Annotated in this window: 15 protein-coding genes; 3 read left to right on the top strand and 12 right to left on the bottom strand. The window is 53.2% G+C overall.

Annotation, left to right across the window (positions count from 1 at the left end):
- Positions 1 to 3: 3 nt before the first annotated feature.
- The 7 genes from CTZ24_RS20580 to ssuD all read right to left on the bottom strand — a co-directional run bounded on the left by CTZ24_RS20580 (position 4) and on the right by ssuD (position 8272).
- The gene (locus tag CTZ24_RS20580) at positions 4 to 1437 is read right to left on the bottom strand and encodes an MFS transporter (protein WP_208726097.1); all 1434 of its coding nucleotides are present in this window, start codon (positions 1435 to 1437) and stop codon (positions 4 to 6) included.
- Positions 1438 to 1611: 174 nt separating this feature from the next.
- Positions 1612 to 2487 (bottom strand): MetQ/NlpA family ABC transporter substrate-binding protein, encoded by an 876-nt coding sequence (locus tag CTZ24_RS20575; RefSeq protein ID WP_208726095.1) that lies wholly within the window; start codon positions 2485 to 2487, stop codon positions 1612 to 1614.
- Positions 2484 to 3182: a methionine ABC transporter permease gene (locus CTZ24_RS20570; protein ID WP_208726093.1), complete on the bottom strand. Its 699-nt coding sequence runs from the start codon at positions 3180 to 3182 to the stop codon at positions 2484 to 2486. Before CTZ24_RS20570 ends, CTZ24_RS20575 begins: the two co-directional genes overlap by 4 nt.
- The gene (locus CTZ24_RS20565) at positions 3179 to 4198 is read right to left on the bottom strand and encodes a methionine ABC transporter ATP-binding protein (protein WP_208726091.1); all 1020 of its coding nucleotides are present in this window, start codon (positions 4196 to 4198) and stop codon (positions 3179 to 3181) included. The genes CTZ24_RS20570 and CTZ24_RS20565 overlap by 4 nt, the downstream gene beginning before the upstream one ends.
- The gene (locus CTZ24_RS20560) at positions 4195 to 5586 is read right to left on the bottom strand and encodes an LLM class flavin-dependent oxidoreductase (protein WP_208726089.1); all 1392 of its coding nucleotides are present in this window, start codon (positions 5584 to 5586) and stop codon (positions 4195 to 4197) included. The genes CTZ24_RS20565 and CTZ24_RS20560 overlap by 4 nt, the downstream gene beginning before the upstream one ends.
- 77 nt (positions 5587 to 5663) lie before the next feature.
- Positions 5664 to 7100 carry an FAD/NAD(P)-binding protein gene (locus CTZ24_RS20555; RefSeq protein WP_437180282.1) on the bottom strand — a complete coding sequence of 479 codons (1437 nt, stop codon included), beginning with the start codon at positions 7098 to 7100 and terminating at the stop codon, positions 5664 to 5666.
- The gene (gene ssuD / locus CTZ24_RS20550) at positions 7100 to 8272 is read right to left on the bottom strand and encodes an FMNH2-dependent alkanesulfonate monooxygenase (protein WP_208726087.1); all 1173 of its coding nucleotides are present in this window, start codon (positions 8270 to 8272) and stop codon (positions 7100 to 7102) included. The genes CTZ24_RS20555 and ssuD overlap by 1 nt, the downstream gene beginning before the upstream one ends.
- 272 nt (positions 8273 to 8544) lie before the next feature.
- On the opposite strand from ssuD, the gene CTZ24_RS20545 reads away from it, so the two are divergent.
- Complete coding sequence (locus CTZ24_RS20545) at positions 8545 to 10479, top strand: aliphatic sulfonate ABC transporter substrate-binding protein (RefSeq protein WP_208726085.1); 1935 nt, start codon at positions 8545 to 8547, stop codon at positions 10477 to 10479.
- Here CTZ24_RS20545 and CTZ24_RS20540 read toward each other — a convergent pair.
- The 4 genes from CTZ24_RS20540 to CTZ24_RS20525 form a co-directional block, all read right to left on the bottom strand.
- Positions 10468 to 10731, bottom strand: a complete 264-nt coding sequence (locus CTZ24_RS20540) for a hypothetical protein (protein WP_208726083.1) — start codon at positions 10729 to 10731, stop codon at positions 10468 to 10470. The two genes, CTZ24_RS20545 and CTZ24_RS20540, sit on opposite strands and share 12 nt — an antisense overlap.
- A gap of 196 nt (positions 10732 to 10927) precedes the next feature.
- Entirely contained in the window at positions 10928 to 11899 is a 972-nt protein-coding gene (locus CTZ24_RS20535) for a ParB family protein (protein ID WP_208726081.1), read from the bottom strand.
- Between the two features lie 7 nt (positions 11900 to 11906).
- Positions 11907 to 13106, bottom strand: a complete 1200-nt coding sequence (locus tag CTZ24_RS20530) for an AAA family ATPase (RefSeq protein WP_208726074.1) — start codon at positions 13104 to 13106, stop codon at positions 11907 to 11909.
- A 1959-nt stretch (positions 13107 to 15065) separates the two neighbouring features.
- On the bottom strand, positions 15066 to 15995 hold the full coding sequence (locus CTZ24_RS20525) for a RepB family plasmid replication initiator protein (protein ID WP_208726072.1): 930 nt from the start codon (positions 15993 to 15995) through the stop codon (positions 15066 to 15068).
- Between the two features lie 476 nt (positions 15996 to 16471).
- Between CTZ24_RS20525 and CTZ24_RS20520 the strand changes: the two genes are divergently transcribed.
- The gene (locus CTZ24_RS20520; protein WP_208726070.1) at positions 16472 to 17848 is read left to right on the top strand and encodes an aldehyde dehydrogenase family protein; all 1377 of its coding nucleotides are present in this window, start codon (positions 16472 to 16474) and stop codon (positions 17846 to 17848) included.
- A 55-nt stretch (positions 17849 to 17903) separates the two neighbouring features.
- A complete protein-coding gene (locus CTZ24_RS20515; protein ID WP_244634068.1) occupies positions 17904 to 18476 on the top strand; it encodes a nucleotidyltransferase family protein in 573 nt (190 codons plus the stop codon).
- Here CTZ24_RS20515 and CTZ24_RS20510 read toward each other — a convergent pair.
- Positions 18460 to 19431: an XdhC family protein gene (locus CTZ24_RS20510; RefSeq protein WP_208726066.1), complete on the bottom strand. Its 972-nt coding sequence runs from the start codon at positions 19429 to 19431 to the stop codon at positions 18460 to 18462. The two genes, CTZ24_RS20515 and CTZ24_RS20510, sit on opposite strands and share 17 nt — an antisense overlap.
- Between the last annotated feature and the right edge of the window lie 6 nt (positions 19432 to 19437).

Raw genomic sequence — 19437 nt, 5'->3', positions numbered from 1 at the left:
GGTTCACTCCTGATGGGAAAGATCATCGATATCGTGGCGGGTTGGCTCGTGACGCACCGCCAGCAGGAAGAAAATCGGGATGATGGCGCTGAGCGAAACCACCCAGAACATGTTGGTGCCAAGCGAGGCCTGAAGAATCGGCAGAATAAACAGCGCTAACGCACTACCGATACCCGACAGTGCACGGCTAAATCCGACGCCGGTAGCGCGAATCGACGTGGGATATGACAGCGCCGGATAGACCATCAACTGCGCGCCGGGGCCGAATCCTTCCGCAAACAGCCACAGACCGAGCATCAACACCGCAAACACAATGCCTGCCAGCGCTTCGGGATGACCAATCAAGGCCAGTGCGATCAGTGCGACAAACTGCAAGGCAAATCCGGCAATCGCCACATGGCGCGACGGATATTTCCACGCCAGGCGCATCCCCAGCAGGCCGCCGGTAAAGGCAAACAACGCATTCAGGCCCAGCGAGGCAGAAATGGTTTCAAACACCCCAGCCCCGAGGAACTGGGCCAGAATGGATGGCAGGAAGAAGGCGATGGCGGTGTATTCAAACGAGATGCAGATATTCATCACCCCGGCGACGATGGTGCGTTCACGCCACGGCTTCTGGAACAGCACGCGGAAACTGACTTTCGGTGCCGCAGAGGCCGGGGGCGTTTCGGGTTCCGCTTCATGGGCATGGATGCCGTAGGAATCACGCAGGATGCGCACCGCCGATTTCAGGTCCCCCTGATTAGCCGCCCATAACGGGGATTCATTCATAAACTTGCTACGCACCGCGATAATCAGCAGTGCAGGCACCGCGCCAAACAGCAACGAAGCTCGCCACAGCCAGTCGAGGTGTTCTTTCGGGAGCAGAAAGTAGAGAGCAAAGATCAGCAGGAAGCAGAGCGTCGAGGCGGCATACCACATCGGGCACCACGCAGCGAGCCGCGCGGCTTTATTGCCTTTCCCGGCAAATTTGGAGAATTCGGCCAGGTAGGACATCGCGACCGGCAGATCAATCCCCACGCCAATCCCCATCAGGAAACGGGCACCAATCAGTACCCAGACGTTGGGCGCTAACCCGGCGGCGATCGCCGACACCACGAAAAACAGCATGTCGGCCATAAATACCGAGTAGCGGCCATATTTGTCGGTAAGCCAGCCGCCGATCAGGTTGCCAACGATAGTGCCAACCATGATCGATGACGTGACCAGCCCGGTAATAAACGGCGAGATCTGGAATTCACGAACCACATCATCAATGCCGTAGGAAAGCGTGGTGAGATCGTAGGCGTCAAGAAATACGCCACCAAGCGCAAGAAACACAATCATGCGGGCATAGTTGTTTTTCTCACTGCGGGTATTGATCAGGCGCGCAACGTCGCTGACCGAACGGACCGGTTGCGAAACCGGCAGGGTGTTTTCTAAAGGGAGTGTGCTCATACCGCCTCACGGTGTTATTTGTTATGCAGGTGAGGTTGTTATAAGCGTTAACCGGACAGGACCAAAACAACAAATAGTGATATTTATTTGTTTTAAATCAATAAGATAAATAGAAATAACGCAAAAACCCAGGCACGCAGAACATGCCCGGGTGTATCAGCCATCGGCAGAGAATTAGTCGGCAGAAACCGGCACCAGAACCCCTTTTACCAGCGGATCATCCGTGGTCTTCAACCAGTGTTGCAGGCGCGGATCGGAGAAGGCTTGTTTCAGCTTTGCGATATTTTCCTGTGACAGATAAGGCGTACCGATCACCAGTTGTGATGCAAAGGTGCGCGGCGCAGGCGGGAACAGAATGCCTTTGTCACGCGGCACTTTTCCGGCATCAAACTGCGACACGTAACCAATGGCGGCATCCACCGAGTTCAGCGCACGCGGCATTGTCAGCAAATCCAGCTCCTTAAACACAAAGCCATGTGGATTACCGGTGATGTTTTTTAGTTTTGCCGTGCGTGGTTCCACGTTGGGATCGAGGGTGATTAATCCCTGACGCGCCAGCAGCCACAGCGCCTGGCCCTGGTTTGCGCCATCATCCGGCACCACAATGGTGGCCCCCTGCGGCAGCGCATCCACTGAACGGTAGCGGTCGGAGTAGATACCAAAGGCCCACTGGAACAGCGGTAACGTTGGCGTTAGCGCAAAATTATTCGCGTCCACCACCTGTTTCAGCCACCACTGATGCTGATACACCGTTGCCGCGTATTGTCCCTCTGCCACGGCGCGGTCAGCCTGCACCGGGTCTTGCACCCCGACCGCTTCCAGTTTCAGACCGTAATCCGCTGCGATATGGTCATTCACATACTCAATCAGCTTCTGCTCACCGGCCATCGCCGGTTCATAGTGAATTTTTAAGGTGGTGCCAAACACGACCGCCTGCGGTTGCTGGCTACGCCAGAACCCGGCCGCAGCGGCGGCGGCAACGACCACTATAATCAGCAGCAGCCACGGCCAGCGTCGGGTTTTACGTAACTCAAATTCTTGTGTTGTCATAGCGATGTCCCCTGAGGATGACGTAAAGCGGTAACCAAACGATCACCGAGAAACTGAATGGTTTGAATTAAGGCGACCAGTACCACGATGGTGGCGATCATGATGTGATTGTCGAAACGTTGATAGCCATACACCACGGCCAGATAGCCAATGCCACCGGCACCGATGGTGCCGGCAATCGCCGAGTATTCGATCATGGAGATCAGATTGAGGGTGATGGCGGCGACAATCGCTGGCAGTGCTTCGCTGAGTTGTGCCTGGCGGATGATTTGCCAGCGCGATCCCCCACAGACCAGCCCCACAGCGGTGACCTCCCCTGGTAACTCACGCAGGGCGTTATCCACCAGCCGTCCGAAAAACGGGATACCGGCGGCAATCATGGGCACCACCGCAGCCGGAATGCCGATAGTGGTGCCGGTTAACCAGAAGGTGAACGGGATAATCGCAGCCATCAACACCAGGAACGGTAGCGAGCGTCCCATGTTCACAATCCAGCTCAACACCCGGTTCACACCCCGATGAGGAAACAACCCGCGTGCGGAGGTGTTAAACAACACCACGCCCACCACCCCACCGCAGGTCACGACAAACAACATCACGATACCGACCATCAACACCGTTTCACCCAAAGCGGGTAGCATCAACGTGGGTATTTCCTTCCAGGGTGTATCCTGACTCATGACGGAGACGCTCATACCGCCTCCTTCAGCAACGGCGCACCCGCAGTGACGCGGCCAATCAACCCCAGTTGTTCCAGCTGCATCAGCAACTGCGACAAAGGAACACGTTCACGCTGGAAGTGAATGCCAACCTGCAAGCGTCCCAGTTGCAGGCCATTCACCTGCTCGATATGCGCTCCCAGTAGATCAATACGCAGCGCAAATTGCTGACTCAGGCGAGTCAGCCAGTCACTGGCGACCGGCACATCGGTGCGGTAGCTCAGTTGAAGTACCAGCTCTGACGAGGCCGGTTGTGGCGCCAGCGGCAGAAGTTGTTGTGCCAGGCGGGAATCAGGCTGCGCCAACAACTGCTTCACCACGCCGTAATGCACAATTTGCCCGTCACGAATTTCCGCCACCGCATCTGCCGCACGGCGTACCGCGTCCATTTCATGGGTAATTAACACAATCGCCAGCCGGTACTCGTCACGTAATTTACGCAGCAGGTCGAGGATGGTGACGGTGGCCTCGGGGTCAAGCCCGGATGTCGCTTCATCAGCCAGCAATACTGATGGCCGCAGCGCCAGCGCGCGGGCAATGCCAATGCGCTGACGTTGTCCACCAGAAAGCTGTGCCGGGAACGCCGAGGCTTTATGGCTCAGCCCGACGTGCTCCAGCAACTCCCCTACCCTCGCGGAGATGTCGCGTTCCACCACACCAAGATAACGCAGCGGCAAGGCGATATTTTCCCAGGCGGATTTGCGCTGCAACAACGCCGACGATTGAAACACGGTGCCGATCGCGCGTCGCTCGCGGCGCAGCACTTCACCACTCAGCCGGGAAAGGTCGTGGCCGTTGACGCGGATGCTTCCGGCACTCGGTTGTTCCAGCAGGCTAATGCATTTTGCCAGCGTCGACTTCCCTGCCCCGCTCGGTCCCACCACCGCCGTGATGTTGCCAGGCTGTACCTCAAGGTTGATAGACTTCAGCACGTCGGTCACGCGTCCGTCAGGTGCGCGATAGTGCTTACTCAATGCCTCGATCTCGATCATATGACCTCCTGCGGCACCGTCTGCACGCGATAACCCGCGCCAGGATGGGGTGCCTGCAACTGTGGCCCGGCCCGGAATAACTTCTCGCGCAGCGTGCCGCTGGCGTACTCTTTCTTAAATACGCCCCGCTTCTGCAATTCCGGAATCAGCAACTCGACCACATCTTCAAAGGTTTCATGCGTCAGCGCGTAAGCAAGGTTAAAACCATCGACATCGGTTTCTTCAACCCAGCTTTGTAACTCATCCGCTACCGTTGCGGCGCTTCCCACCAGTAGCGGGCCAAAGCCACCGATACCGACCCAATCAGCCAGCGCAGCCACGGTCCATTGACGGTCAGGATCGGCGGTGGAGAAGGTTTCCACTGCTGACTGGATGGCGTTGGTGTGCAGATACTTCAGCACCTGATCCGGCTGATACTGGCCGAAGTCGATGCCGGTCCAACCCGATACCAGTGCCAGCGCACCTTCGTAGCTCACCCAGTTTTTGTATTCCTGCCACTTCGCCTGCGCTGCTTTATCCGTTTCTCCGACGATGACCGTTTGCAGATTGAAGATCAGAATGCTGCGCGGATCGCGTCCCGCTTCTGCCGCGCGGCGGCGGATATCTGCCACGGTTTTCTTCAGCAGCACTTTGGACGGTGCCGCAACAAATACGCATTCGGCATGTTCGGCAGCGAACTGCTTCCCGCGGCTGGATGCCCCCGCCTGATACAACACCGGCGTACGCTGCGGTGACGGTTCGCACAGATGAATCCCCGGTACGCTGAAGAAAGTCCCCTGATGATTGATCGGATGGATTTTGCTGGGATCGCTGAAGATACGGCGCTCACGGTCACGTAACACCGCATCTGCTTCCCAACTGCCTTCCAGCAGTTTGTACACCACCTGGAGGTACTCATCGGCATAGTCGTAACGGCTGTCGTGATCGGTTTGCGCTTTGTGCCCGATATTGCGCGCGCCACTCTCCAGATATGAGGTGACAATGTTCCAGCCAATACGCCCTTTCGTCAGGTGATCAAGCGTCGACAGACGTCGGGCAAATGGATAAGGATGTTCAAACGACAGCGAGGCGGTCAGTCCAAATCCCAGATGCTCGGTCACCAGCGCCATCGGGGTAATCAACGCCAGCGGATCGTTCACTGGAACCTGCGTGGCCTGACGAATGGCGGCATCACCGTTACCGTTAAGCACATCGTAGATGCCTAATACATCAGCGATAAATAAGCCATCAAATTTGCCGCGTTCCAGCAAACGTGCCAAATCGACCCAATATTCCAGGTCCTTGTACTGCCACGAGCGGTCGCGCGGATGCGCCCACAACCCCGGTGACTGGTGTCCGACACAGTTCATATCAAAAGCATTCAGGCGTATTTCACGTTGCGATGGCATAGCAATCTCCATAGCGAGGCCGTGATCGCTGTGCGACCCGGCGTTCGTCAGTTAATTTTTAGGGGAATGTTGGGAAATCAGGGTGCTAAAGGGGGACATCGCTCCGCATGTTTGATATGCAGCGACAGGAGAATTTGGCGTGCCACCTCAGCGGCATGATCGGCAACCTGCGGCAATCCCATCAGTTCGCCAAAACGCGCCCTGGCGGCTGGGCCAACCACAAATACATTTTGGCTTGGCTGACCGGATCGCGTCAGCGTGTGGGAATGGCGATCGACGTCAATACCAAAACCTAACGCATCGGCGCGGATGAAGCCTTGTTGACTGAGCGACAGCAGTAACGGTTGGCTGGCGGTTAGCGCTTCATGGCCGGGCCCCGTGGTGACGATAAGATGGTCGAGCGGGTGGTGTTCTGTCGCCCCGTCACGGGTATGCAACGTAATATCAAGCTGGTCGCCACGGGATGCGATGGCCGCGAGACGGGCCGCCAGCACGCGCAGCGTTCCCGCCTGTTGACGTTGCGTGATCTCTGCCGCCACCTGTGGCGCAATGCGATAACGATGCACATCCCACCACGACCGCAAATGACGGACAAAACGCTGTTGTTCACGCAATGACAGCGACTGCCAGATGCTTTGCCCCTGCGCGCGCACTTCATCCAGCACACGCTGCCACGGCAATTGCTGCTCTGCGGCGCGCGCGACCTCCGCCCGAATATGATGCAACCACAGACGCGTGCTGGGTTGGGGTTGCGGTGCCAGCGTCCACTCGGGCCATTCACCGCTCAGGTTGGCGCGTGACAGCTGCCCACGCCGGGAGAAGGCTAATAACGGGCCACGATGCTGTCGTGTTGCCAGTGAGGCCACCACATCGGCCATACTCAGACCGGTGCCGATAATCGCCACCGAGGCGTGGCTGTCGATGTTATCAAGCACGCCTGGTTGCCACGGATTGGCAATCAGCGCCGGGTGTGCGGAGAAAGGCAGGAGCGCCCTCGGCAGTGAAGGCGGCGGATGGCTGATTGCCAGCGCCAACACATTGCCTTCAAGCGTTTCACCGTTGCTCAGCAGCAACTGTTGCCCTTCCCAGGCGAGAGCGCTGGCCTGGATATGGCGTAAGGTCACCTGCGGGTGCTGTAGTACAGCCTGGGCAAACAGTTCGGCGAGGTAACGACCAAACATGCCACGCTGTGGATACACCGCGCCATCGGCACAATGGGCTACTGAATCCAGTGAACATTCCGGCTGCTGCCGATACCAGCGATCAAATGCCCCCTGCTCATCCCCGCTAAGTTGCATACGTGACGCCGGGACATTGATGCGATGCGCAGGTTCTTGCGTTGAATAGGCTACCCCTGCCCCCAGCGTCTGACGAGGTTCCACCACCGTAACGCGTAATGGCGCTGTCGCGTTACGGGCAAGATGAATCGCCAGCGCTGTGCCGCTGAATCCACCACCCACAATCATCACATGGGGTATCTGCATCGCCCGATCCTCACTGCGTGTCTTCAGCATCAGCTGGCGCTCGCCTGTTTGGTTGGCCGTTTGTCACCACCAATGGTTTCACCAAACGGGCCGGTATTAACGCTGCGGGCGCGTTGTTGCTGCCCGTGCGCCAGCGGCAGCAACGGTAAGAGTAACTCTGCCACACGATGCGCTTCTTCGAGATGCGGATAGCCTGAAAGGATGAAGTTGGTCACGCCCAACGCCTGATATTCGCGAATGCGGGCAGCGACCTGCTCCGGACTGCCGACCAACGCCGTCCCTGCCCCACCACGAACCAGCCCGACTCCCGCCCACAGATTAGGAGCAATGTAGAGATTGTCACGCGAACCTTTATGCAATGCGCTCATCCGCGCTTGCCCGGCTGAATCCATACGGGCAAAAATTTTCTGCGCCTGCGCAATCGTCTCTTCATCAAGGTGCGCAATCAGTTTATCTGCGGCCGCTTTGGCCTCTTCTTCCGTCTCACGTACGATGACATGCAGACGAATACCGTATTCCAGCTTACGTCCGTGTGCTTCTGCCCGCGCGCGTACTACCGCCAGCTTCTCTGCAACCTGCGCCGGGGGTTCACCCCAGGTGAGATAGGTATCAATTTGCTGTGCCGCAACATCAATGGCAGCATCGGATGAACCGCCAAAGTACAGCGGTGGACCATTTTCCTGTACCGGTGGGAACAATACCTCAGCACCTTCAACGTGAATATGCTGCCCCTTATAGTCAACCTTTTCGCCACGCAGCAGACGGCTGTAGACGTCCAGAAATTCTTTAGTCACCTCATAACGTTCACTGTGACTGAGGAAAATGCCATCCCCTTTGTTTTCTACCGGGTCACCGCCCGTCACCACATTAATCAGCAGGCGACCGTCGGAGAGGCGGTCCAGCGTGCTGGCCATACGTGCGGCCAGGGTCGGTGGCTGCAATCCCGGACGCACCGCAACCAGATAGCGTAACCGCTTCGTTAACGGTGCCAACGCCGAAGCAACCAGCCAGGAGTCCTCACAGCTTTTTCCCGTGGGGATCAGCACGCCATAAAACCCGAGGTTATCCGCCGCCAGTGCGACTTGCTGTAAGTAACCTAAATCAACCGGTCGCCCACCCTCCGTCGTGCCAAGGTAGCGCCCATCACCATGTGTAGGAAGGAACCAGAAGACATTGATGTTCTCATTTGAGGAATCAGCCATTATGCATTTCCTATATAACTTTATTAAAAAATGATCATTTCACTTCATTTATTTAGTTATATAGCCGTTAGCGAAATGCGTGCCAATTTCTCATCTTCACTAAACGCCGATATATCAGTAGGTTGATGGTGTTTAGCGTTCGTTATCTGTTGCATTCGCAACTTTGCTTCAACAGCATTTGCTGCATTTGCAACTTCTTATGCTTTTTTCCTACTGTTCATAGTGAATGTGCTTGTATAGCGTGAGGATACGCTTGCACAAGGATATTCATCATGTTGACACCCTATGCTGATTTTGCGGATTCTCCCCGTTTAGTCGATCCAGCCTCTCGCGCATTTCAATCTTTACTCGACAAGTTTGCCCCAACGGATGCCACCGTGCTGATTGCGGGTGAGACCGGTACCGGTAAAGAAGTGGTAGCCCGCTATCTGCATCATCATAGTACTCGCCGACATGGCCCTTTCCTGGCGGTGAACTGCGGCGCATTAACGGAGAGTCTGGCAGAAGCCGAGTTGTTTGGGCATGAGAAAGGGGCGTTCACCGGTGCCACTCAGGCACATCCAGGCTGGTTTGAGTCAGCCCAGGGCGGCACGTTGTTACTGGATGAGATTGGAGAACTCAGTCTGCCATTGCAGGTAAAACTGCTGCGCGTATTGCAGGAACGCGAAATTACCCGTGTCGGTTCGCGCAAACCCATAAAAGTTGATGTCAGAGTGATTGCTGCAACTCACGTCGATCTGGCTCAGGCCATCCGGGAACGTCGGTTCCGTGAAGATCTGTTTTATCGTCTCAACATCGCTGTTGTCCCCTTACCTCCTTTACGGCAACGACGTGAAGACATACCCGTACTGGCACAACATTTTCTGGCGCTGTATTCCCGCCGTCTGGGACGCCCGGCACGGCGTCTGTCTCCTGATGCGCTCGAAGCCCTGATGCAGTACAACTGGCCCGGCAACATCCGAGAACTGGAGAACACGCTGCATAATGCGGTCCTGCTCAGTCGTGAGGAGACCTTAACCCCTGCGCAATTACGTCTTGCTGGTTACAGTGAACATCGGCTGAGTGATGTTCAGGACTCCACCCTTGATAGTTTTCTACGTCAGTATTTGACGTCTGAATCTAATCAACTGTTCGATCGCGTGGTGCAAAGCCTGATTAATAACGCGCTGGAGCTTGCCGATAATAACCAAACCCAGGCAGCAACATTATTAGGTATTAGCCGCCATACTTTACGCACCCATCTGGCTAATCAGGGTGTCATTAAAGGACGTCGTAAAACCGTATCAGTCACCCCAGGCCAGGCTGTCTCAGCAGCGCAAGGAGAACGCGAGCTCCGCATCGGATATCAAAAGTTTGGCAATCTTGGCGTATTAAAAGCACGCCAGAGCCTGGAACAATGCTTTGCACAGCAAGGCGTGAGTGTGCTCTGGAGTGAGTTTCCTGCTGGCCCACAACTGCTTTATGCTCTGCAAAACAACGAAATTGATTTTGGCACCACCGGTGAAGTACCGCCAATTTTTGCTCAGGCGAGCGGCAATGCGGTGACCTATATCGCCTGGGAACCGCCTGCACCAAGCAGCGTCGGCATCGTCGTCCCGCTTGAAAGTGATATCACGACATTGGCCGATCTAAGAGGAAAACGGATTTCTGTCAATAAAGGTTCAAACGTGCACTGGCTGTTGTTGCAGTTGCTGGATGAAGCAGGCATTGGCCTTGATGAGATAAAAGTGGTGTATGCACCGCCCAAATATCCGTTGACGGTCAGTGATTATCTCTCCGTTGACGCCTGGATGATGTGGGACCCGCTACTCAGCGCAGCAGAGAATAATCCGGCATTGCGCGTCATCGCTAATGGCGAAGGGCGTGTCAGCAATCATCAATTCTATTTGGCCCGTCGTGATTACGTTCAGCAGCATGATGATATCGTGCATCAGTTAGTGGAAGCGTTGCAACAGACTGGACAGTTCATCGCTAGTCGCAGGCATCAGGCAGCGATGCTACTGGCGCAGGAACTGGGTCTGGAAACCGATGCCGTCGAGCGCGCCTTATCACGCCGCAGCCATCAAACCCGATCAATGGCATTCGAGGTGATTAAACAGCAGCAGGCTATCGCCGACCGCTTTTATGCTCTGGGCTTAATCAATAAACCCGTTCGTGTCAGAGAGGCTGTCTGGCAGTTTTCTTCGGGGTTACGTTTACTGGCGTAATATCATCTGGCGAGCTGAGCGAGCAGGGCGCTCGGCAAAGTTATCCACCTTTTCTGTGGATAAACTATTGAATATCATTTGGCTAATGAAGGCATTGTCTGACGGCGACAGGTTGATGTGAGCTGCAACCCTGGCGATTTCAGGCTGAAATCGTTTTAAAAAAACGATGATATTCAAAGAGATAATGATGAAATCGCTGTGGCGAGGTTCAATGATTTCATCTTTCCCATCGTGGCTATACGCCAAATCCAACCTTTTTCTGCTTTATGTTGCTATCGGTTAATCCTGCACCAGGCCAGCTGATTTTATGGCGTAAAGACATTGCTGCGAGGCTGAAATTATGGCGATTTCAGCCTGAAATTTACCACGGCATTATCGGAATTTCATGAGGTTAGCGATGAAATCAGGCTGGCGAGGAGCAAAAAAAACCGCCCGAAGGCGGCGTAGCTTACTGATTGAGGTATTTGTTGAGGGTTTCGTTTATCACCCGATCAAGTTCGTCCTGCAACTCTTTTGACTGGCGATTAAATTCATAGCTGAACATGCGACCTCGTGTTTTTTTACGCGCGAAACGGTCTTTGTCGGCAAAGGTCCAGAGCGCGGCAGCAACCACTTTATCTTTTGCCGGTGACTGTACCAGCGTCTGGCTTCCATTACGCACCAACCGTAAAATGCCGTTCTTCACTTCATCTTCCGCCAGCCCATCACGCGCACAGACAGTATCGACATCCATACCTATCGCTTCAATCAGAGCCTCAACCGTCTGCCCGGTTTCCTGGAGCTTCTCATAAGCCTGCAACAAGGATTTATAGTCGGGATAGGTCAGTTCGGAATGATTGGGAAACAGCGTAATTAAATCTGCCGGAACACTCGCCGCCTGCAACGCACGGGTCACTTTAGCCTGCGACAATCCTTCACTCTGCGCGATTTCTTTTTGCGACAGGCCGCCGTCCTTCAGCGCCATCAGACGCATACCCACTTCACGCAGATTATGTTCGCGTGCAGTTTGAATATCCTGCGCCAGGCGACGGGCTTCTTCAGCACTGATAGCCGCATCAGTTACCAGGACGTCAAGGCCAGTTTTACAATGCAATGCCGCAGCACGACGCCGTGACCCATCAAGAATCTCGATGCGGTCATCACGCTGCACGCCAATTGCCGGAAAGAACTGCTGGAGTTTGATAGTACGGATAATGTCACGCAGTGATTCAGGGGTGAGTCCCGCCTGGTCGCGACCATTAGTTTCCATCACCACATAGGTTCTTTCTTCAATCTCTTTCGCTGCAATACGTTCCAGGGTGAACTGGGCGCGCTTGCCTGTCGACAGGATAAAAGTTTGAGAGTGGCCTTCTGATGTTTCTTCTGTTTGCAACGGTGTCTGGCTGAATGTTCTGCCAATCGTAATGCGTTTTGCGCTCATAGTAACCTCAGTTCAGGCGAATAAATTCAATACGGTCAAACACGGCTTTGGCGAAATCTTCCGCCGCTGAACGCGCATTCTTTAAGGCTTCGCTGCTGCCAACATAGGTAGAAGGATTGGCCGAAATAACGGTGTCAAAGGACTCACCACAGCGCTCAAAACCATCCAGTCGCGGCAATGCCGCATCCAGCATGTCACCGCCAAAGATTTCTTTCGCGAGACTGTGGCATAACTTATGGTCGGCCTTATTGGACAACTTCGACATGAAGCCAATATTGCCTTGTAAGCGGCAGCTGGCCCCGGAATCTTCAATGATGCCAATCAGCTCCGGCAGGCGCGTCAAATACTTCAACGTAGAGTGAAAATCGACCTGGGCTGGTGGTACGGGTGTCATTAGCAAATCAGACGCCGCAATGGCGTTCTTCAGGAAAGCATCGAGATGCGGGCCACTATCAATAAAGATGAAATCATAATCCTTCTTCAGCTTAACGATGACGTTCTCGTATAACACCGAATGTACATTGTGCTGAGGCAAATGCTCGGCGCAGAGTTCATCCCAGCGTGAAGCAATAAAGGCATCATCAATTGAAGCGGGCAGCACATCTACACCCGGAATGATGGAGGGCACAACAAACTCGTTCAACAGTTCTTCACGGCTGACATTCTGCAACATCGCCTGCGCGGCTGTAGCCTCCACCAGACCAACAGATCGTTCATGATTGAGAAACATGGTCGCGGAGGATTGCGGATCGAGGTCAATAACCAGAATGCGTAAATCTTCAAACAGCAAATGCGGGTGGGCGCGTAATGCGTGTGCCAAAGAAACGGTTGAGACGGTTTTCGATACACCACCTTTCAGGTTGCCCACAAATAACGTGAAAGCATCTGCGTGGCGGTCACGGTACTTGGGTACACCACGATGGTGGTAAATATCGATGATGTTTTGAATTGACATGGCATATTTGGTTGAACTGCCCGCCGCGCGCTTATCAAAGGGATAGCCGTTTTCTTCCATCTCATTGACAGCATAATCAACACTGGCTCGCGTTAACTTTGGCAGTTTTGCCAGCGCTGCTTTCGCGTAAACCTGGTAAAAGGTGTTTTCCTGCAATTCTTCTTTCTGTGCCTGGATCTGTTCCGTCAGACTCATCAGCATTCTCTCAGAACGCTGAGCAACCTTCAGAACTTGCTTTTCATCGTTAGCCATAGTTGCTCCACATATGTAGGATTTATGACTTTATACCGAAATCCTGCACATCAGGCAAATATATCTCATCTAATCAGAAAGAATTGATACTGATGAAACTCCTTGAGGAAGAAGGGTGTTTGAAGGGATGTTCACTGTAATCAGTGCTGCAAAATTAGCCTCATCGGTCTGTTGTGTAAATCATGAGCTGAACACTTTTCGAGCCATCCCGCAAACATTCACTGTAATCAGTGCAAAGAAGGGAAGATTGATTGAGTCTGATCTGGAACGATAAAAATCTCAGGAGCGGAGCAGGGCATTAACGTTCACTGTAGTCAGTTAGAGTTGTCGATATCGCCTGCAAAGATTCACTGCAATCAGCATTACATTCACTGTAATCAGTAAATGGGGGAAGAACATTCACTGTAATCAGTACTCATCTCCTGACCAAACTGGATTGTGGTAGTTCCAAGCGGAAGTGGCTGGCATAAACATTCACTGTAATCAGCAAAAAGCACTACTGATTTACGTTACACGGATAAATGTTCACTGTAATCAGTAACATCAGGCAAAGAAACACCAGGGTGTTCACTATAGTCAGTAGAACAATCGAACTACAGATGAAAACATTCACTGTAATCAGAAAATATTGCGCAACCCTTATTCAATATTCACTGTAATCAGCAGAACGCCAGTTCGCTCACCTGGAAAACGTTCACTGTAGTCAGTGAGTCACTTCAAATGCTGAATCGACGACCGGCTTTAAATAGAGAGCATAGTGTCTGCCAGTTAAATGCCACAGAATCCAGCGTGTTGACATCAATTCGTGGCGGCGCGATTTATCGCGCTCTTTTACCTTTGGTGTTAAAAAAACGCGCGATAAATCGCGCCGCTACGGAATGTGCCTTGAGTTAATCGTGTTATGAAACAGGGAGCAGGGAGCAGGGAGCAGGGAGCAGGGAGCAGGGAGCAGGGAGCAGGTGAATAATAACATTCACTGTAATCAGTAAAATCGCACGGGTGATTTGCCGGGCGAGAACAACATCGTTACCTGATACCTCATACAAAGATTCACTGTAATATGTAGATGGGGAGTGGGTAAAAGTCATCACAGCTGTTCACTGTAATCAGTATCCAATAGCGAGCCTGCCACAACATAACGTTCACTATATTCAGTAACGCAACCCCGGCTTAAGAGACTAACGTTCACTGTAATCAGAAAGAGGGAGCAACAAAGACCAGGTTGGATCATTCACTGTAATCAGTAAGAGGTAGCCAGATAGAACGTGAGCAAGGTTCACTGTACTCAGTAAAACGCTCAGAATAAGTGCGGGTTGTTCAAAAGGGGAGCGAATCCGGAACGAATTTAAGCCAGAATTCACTGTAATCGGTGACAGCGTGACGTTGGGCTTTGATGCAACATTTCGGGCGTAAGCTCTCCCTCAAATCATCCACTGTAGTCAGTAAAATGGGGCAATCATTCACTGTAATCAGCAGACGTGACCAACCCTGTCACTTTTTATCCTCTACAAAGTCGCAAACTACCGATTACAGTGAACCCTTCATTAAATCTCAGATAAAATAATTTAAAATCAGTTAGATAAATATAAACATTCACTGCAATCAGTACATGAGATAAGCAGCTTACATTCACTATAACGAGTAATGTCTGCCTTACTTCAAACGTTCACTGTAATCAGTATCCCCCTATAAAAAGGGCGTATCTGAGACGCTTAAAAAGCAAATGTAAGTGCTTACTATCAATAAAATCCTTGTAATAGGCTTGTCGAAAACGAGAACTATCAAAACTGTGTAGCAAAACGAAGCGTGATTGCTGATTACAGTGAACGTGACTGATTACAGTGAACAACAGGGCTGGCTACAGATTGCAGTGAATGATACAGGAGAGAGTCAGTGTCACTTTTACGCTAAAAGTGACACTGCAACATGCGAATGGCTGACTACAGTGAACATTGAAATTCAGTCTTCAAAATCCAAATCTTCCAGAGAGTCGATACTCTCCAGATTACTGATTCCGTCCAGTTTTGGGGTTCGACTGTGGATAATGAAAAACACAGAGCGCCCACGCTTCACTTCGGAATAGTCGAGATAACCAATCTCCTTCAACTGCTCCATCGCGCGACGAACCACATGGTTTTGTGTCGTGGTTTTAGAACCCAGGTTTAAACGCATACGCAGACGCGCCAGCGAAATAGGGGCAGGGTTAGTTGGCAGACTCTCCAGATAGGTATACAGCGCCTGAGCAGATTCCTTACGCTTAAGCCGCGAGATAGCACGCAGTTGCAGCAGAACCTTATGATCGAAGTTATACAGTTCGAATAACTTAGGATCCGCCTGAATACGCACCACATCCTTCTCACGATCGTAATAGGCCGATTGCACCAGATGGGTGTGATAAGCCTTACCATTACCTTCAAAGGAAAGGGTATTGGTGGCGATACGACGTAATGAGGCGTCAAGACGCTTACGCAGGGCCGCTGAGGAGTTCGCCGAAGGAATGCCACACATTTTAACGAAATCAATAAACGGCAACGTCACCGTGTCGCCTTTTGACGGATAGCGTGAGAATGACTGGATGATCCCGGCCCAGGTTTTGAAATCGTTATCCATATCCAGCCTGGCACCGGTGATGGTAATCTTTTCATAACCTTCAGCTTTCACCAACGAGAGGTTCTTCAGCTCTTTGGTCGCATCGGTGGAGGCCATTGCGCCTGATTTACCGCGTGCAGTTGACTTCAATGTCGGAACGAACAGTCCAAGGCGCATTAACGCCACCGGTTGTACGGTGTTATTTTTGTTAGGGTGGAGCTGAATAACTTCACCGCTGTTTTTTGTCACCGACAGAAAAGGTTCAAGTAACGCCTTGTTTTCACTCTCTTTATCTGCCATAGCCTGAGATCTTCATTCTGTGGATGAAAAGGATCGGTTTCTGATTACAGTGAACATTAACACTGTTTATAGTGAACATTCTACTGGCTATAGTGAATAAAGTGCTGATTACAGTGAATACTTTGCTGATTATAGTGAACACGATCACCTTCTCAGCCCTTGTCGGGTGCGGCCTGCGACGATCCGGGATCTCTTAGGATCTCTTTAAGATCTATCTATGATCTTTCTTAGAGATCTAATCACTGTATAACTGAATAACTCTCAGAAAAATCCGCTGCATAGCAGACCAATCGCATATTCAGAAGCTGCAATGCCAGGACGATATATTCAGGATCTAAACATTAGCGCGCTGCAAGCGACACTTCATCGTATTCATTTGCAGAGAAGAACTTCCTCATTAATATTCATTTTTCATCACTCCCGCCCAGGCGTAAGGTGGTTGCCAATCACCAGACAAACTTACGATGAAGGCACTTATGACTGACAATGTAATCTCACGCAATCCCACCAACGGCGAGATCCTTGCAAACTGGCCGCTGCAAAACCCTGCTGAACTGGAAACGGCATTACAACAAAGCGCTCAGGCCTTCAGCCAGTGGCGTAATACCAGCATGGAACAGCGCGTGAAAGTCCTGCGTCAGCTTGGCGAGCAAATTCGTCAGCGCCAGGACGAACTGGCGAGAATGGCAACGCTCGAAATGGGCAAACCGATTGCGCAAGCGCGTGCTGAAGTCCTGAAATGCGCCAACCTGTGTGACTGGTATGCTGAGCAAGGCCCGGCAATGCTGGCAGACAAACCTACGCTGGTGGAAAACCAACAGGCATGGCAGGCATTTCGTCCATTGGGTGTGATCCTGGCGGTGATGCCGTGGAACTTCCCTTACTGGCAGGTTCTGCGTGGAGCCGTCAGCATGTTACTGGCAGGAAACACCTACCTGTTGAAACATGCACCCAGCGTAATGGGTTGTGCCAATCTGATCACCAGCCTGTTTGATGCGACCGATTTGCCTGAAGGAGCCTTCACTGTCATTAACGTGGATAACGATGGCGTCTCCATCGCCATCAAAGATCCACGTATCGCTGCGGTGGCGGTCACCGGCAGCGTACGTGCCGGGGGAGCTATTGCAGCACAAGCCGGAGCTGCACTGAAAAAAACCGTGCTGGAATTGGGTGGTGCGGATCCCTTTATCGTCCTTGCCGATGCTGATCTGGATGCCGCAGTGGCCTCAGCGGTCACAGGACGCTACCAGAACACCGGACAGGTGTGTATGGCAGCCAAACGCTTCATCATCGAAGAAAGTGTCTCACAAGCCTTTGAGGCGCGTTTTAGCGCAGCGGTACAGGCACTGAAAATCGGTGATCCGCTGGAGGAGACAACCTATATCGGACCGATGGCGCGTTACGACCTGCGTGATGAGCTGGATCGACAGGTACAGCAAAGCATCTCTGAAGGTGCACGCGTGGTGCTGGGTGGCCATAAAATTGAAGGAGTGGGTAACTACTATGCCCCAACGATCCTCGCCGATGTCACGCCTGAGATGACAGCTTTCCGTCAGGAGATCTTTGGCCCCGTGGCTGCCATCACCGTTGCCCGCGATGCGCAACATGCGCTGGAGCTGGCAAACAACAGCGAGTTTGGCCTCAGCGCCACCATCTGGAGCGGTAACGAAGCACTGGCAAACGAGCTGGCAAGCCAACTGGAAACCGGTGCGGTATTTATTAACGGCAATGGCGCATCGGATCCGCGTGTCGCTATCGGTGGTGTGAAGAAAAGCGGCTATGGCCGTGAATTGTCCAGCTTTGGTGTCTACGAGTTCTGCAACATCCAGACGGTATGGAAAAATCGTCGCTAATCATAACGGGGCGCGCGATACTGTGCGCCCCAACTCAGTCATGATAGATCCTCAGATGAACACACCCGGAATTATCATTCTTGCTGCCGGATTAGGGGCTCGATTTACTCGCGCCGGAGGGCTGGGCAATAAGCTGCTGGCTCCACAGCAGAACCAACAACCGCTGCTGGCCTTAACCCTGCAACAGGCGCAGAACTCTGGTTTGCCATTGCTGGTGGTTACCCGTCCTGAATATCACGCGATCCTCGATCTTGCTCAACAACGCCACATTCCGGCGATCACCGTTGCCAGCAACGGCAGTGGCGAAAGCATCGCGGCGGCGGTTCGCCACACCAGAAACTGGCAGGGTTGGCTGATTCAACCGGGCGATATGGCATGGGTAACGGCAGAGGATCATCGTTGTGTAGCCGAGGCGCTGGCCGCAGGTGCTCAGCAGGTTCGGTTATGCTGGGACCAACAGCCAGGGCACCCGGTGGGATTTGCCACGGGTTATGGTCAGGCGTTAAGTGAGTTAACCGGTGATAATGGCGCACGCGCATTGCTGGACCCGGGTATCCTGCAAACCATCCGCGCGCACGCCGGGGTCATTCGGGATGCAGACCTGCCGGAACCTATAAACCGTTCCTGACGCGAACAATATCTGCCAGCGTTGCCAGCGCAATCTCACCAGGGGTTTTGCTGCCAATTGGCAGGCCGATCGGCGCATGAATGCGCGCCAGCGCCTGATCCGATAATCCCCCCAGTTCAGCCAGACGTTGCAGACGTTTCTGGCTATTTTTTGCCGATCCCATCGCGCCTATGTAAAACGCCGGGGTATGCACCGCTTCCATCAGCGTTAAATCATCAACCCGTGGATCGTGAGTCAGGCAGAGGATCGCCGTTCCTGCCGACGCCCCCGACTGCTCCAGATACCGTGCCGGATGTAGCTGAACGCAATGGAGATTTTCACAGCTTCCCAACGCCGCCTGTAGCTGTCCGAATTCAGCATCACGATGTTCACACACCACCACGCGGAAACCGAGCATCAGCGCCAGACGGATACAGTCACTGGCAACAGCAGAATATCCGGCGATCAACACCGTGGTCACTGCGCCAACCGGGAGCACCACGCTGTCATCGTCATACCTGATCGAGGGCAGGGGAGCGCCTTGCGCCAGGGGCTGCCACTCATGATCGCAGCCGAGGGTGATGTAACGCGTCAGCAACGGACCGCCACTCAATGCCTGCTGCATGGCACGCAACAACGCCAGAGAATGTTCCTGTGGTTCAAGGCGTTCCACCAGCACGTCCAGTACGCCGCCACAGGGAAGCTGAACCGGAGGCGCCAATCCCTCTGCGCCATAACGTACCCGTTCACTGGCGCGCGGATACGCACCCTGTTGTACCCGTGCCAGGAAATCTTCCTCGATACAGCCGCCCGAGAGTGAACCGCTCCAGTGACCGTCAGCATCTGCCACCAGCATCGCCCCTGGCGAACGCGGTGCCGATCCCCAGCTATGCAGTACGGTGCACAGCCAGATCACCTTGCCTTGTTGCAACCACAGCAGCCCCTGGTCAATCACACGTTGATCGAGTGACAACATACCTTT

Origin of the sequence: Pantoea phytobeneficialis, assembly GCF_009728735.1 — a bacterium.
Lineage (GTDB): Bacteria > Pseudomonadota > Gammaproteobacteria > Enterobacterales > Enterobacteriaceae > Pantoea > Pantoea phytobeneficialis.
The sequence above is the reverse complement of the archived record's forward strand: the minus strand, read 5'-3'. Positions and strand labels throughout refer to the sequence as shown.

What these genes read in the sequence shown, in the direction of transcription:
- CTZ24_RS20580 (WP_208726097.1), bottom strand. Translation starts at nt 1,437, where the DNA reads ATGAGCACACTCCCTTTAGAAAACACCCTGCCGGTTTCGCAACCGGTC.
- CTZ24_RS20575 (WP_208726095.1), bottom strand. Translation starts at nt 2,487, where the DNA reads ATGACAACACAAGAATTTGAGTTACGTAAAACCCGACGCTGGCCGTGG.
- CTZ24_RS20570 (WP_208726093.1), bottom strand. Translation starts at nt 3,182, where the DNA reads ATGAGCGTCTCCGTCATGAGTCAGGATACACCCTGGAAGGAAATACCC.
- CTZ24_RS20565 (WP_208726091.1), bottom strand. Translation starts at nt 4,198, where the DNA reads ATGATCGAGATCGAGGCATTGAGTAAGCACTATCGCGCACCTGACGGA.
- CTZ24_RS20560 (WP_208726089.1), bottom strand. Translation starts at nt 5,586, where the DNA reads ATGCCATCGCAACGTGAAATACGCCTGAATGCTTTTGATATGAACTGT.
- CTZ24_RS20555 (WP_437180282.1), bottom strand. Translation starts at nt 7,100, where the DNA reads ATGCTGAAGACACGCAGTGAGGATCGGGCGATGCAGATACCCCATGTG.
- ssuD (WP_208726087.1), bottom strand. Translation starts at nt 8,272, where the DNA reads ATGGCTGATTCCTCAAATGAGAACATCAATGTCTTCTGGTTCCTTCCT.
- CTZ24_RS20545 (WP_208726085.1), top strand. Translation starts at nt 8,545, where the DNA reads ATGTTGACACCCTATGCTGATTTTGCGGATTCTCCCCGTTTAGTCGAT.
- CTZ24_RS20535 (WP_208726081.1), bottom strand. Translation starts at nt 11,899, where the DNA reads ATGAGCGCAAAACGCATTACGATTGGCAGAACATTCAGCCAGACACCG.
- CTZ24_RS20530 (WP_208726074.1), bottom strand. Translation starts at nt 13,106, where the DNA reads ATGGCTAACGATGAAAAGCAAGTTCTGAAGGTTGCTCAGCGTTCTGAG.
- CTZ24_RS20525 (WP_208726072.1), bottom strand. Translation starts at nt 15,995, where the DNA reads ATGGCAGATAAAGAGAGTGAAAACAAGGCGTTACTTGAACCTTTTCTG.
- CTZ24_RS20520 (WP_208726070.1), top strand. Translation starts at nt 16,472, where the DNA reads ATGACTGACAATGTAATCTCACGCAATCCCACCAACGGCGAGATCCTT.
- CTZ24_RS20515 (WP_244634068.1), top strand. Translation starts at nt 17,904, where the DNA reads ATGAACACACCCGGAATTATCATTCTTGCTGCCGGATTAGGGGCTCGA.
- CTZ24_RS20510 (WP_208726066.1), bottom strand. Translation starts at nt 19,431, where the DNA reads ATGTTGTCACTCGATCAACGTGTGATTGACCAGGGGCTGCTGTGGTTG.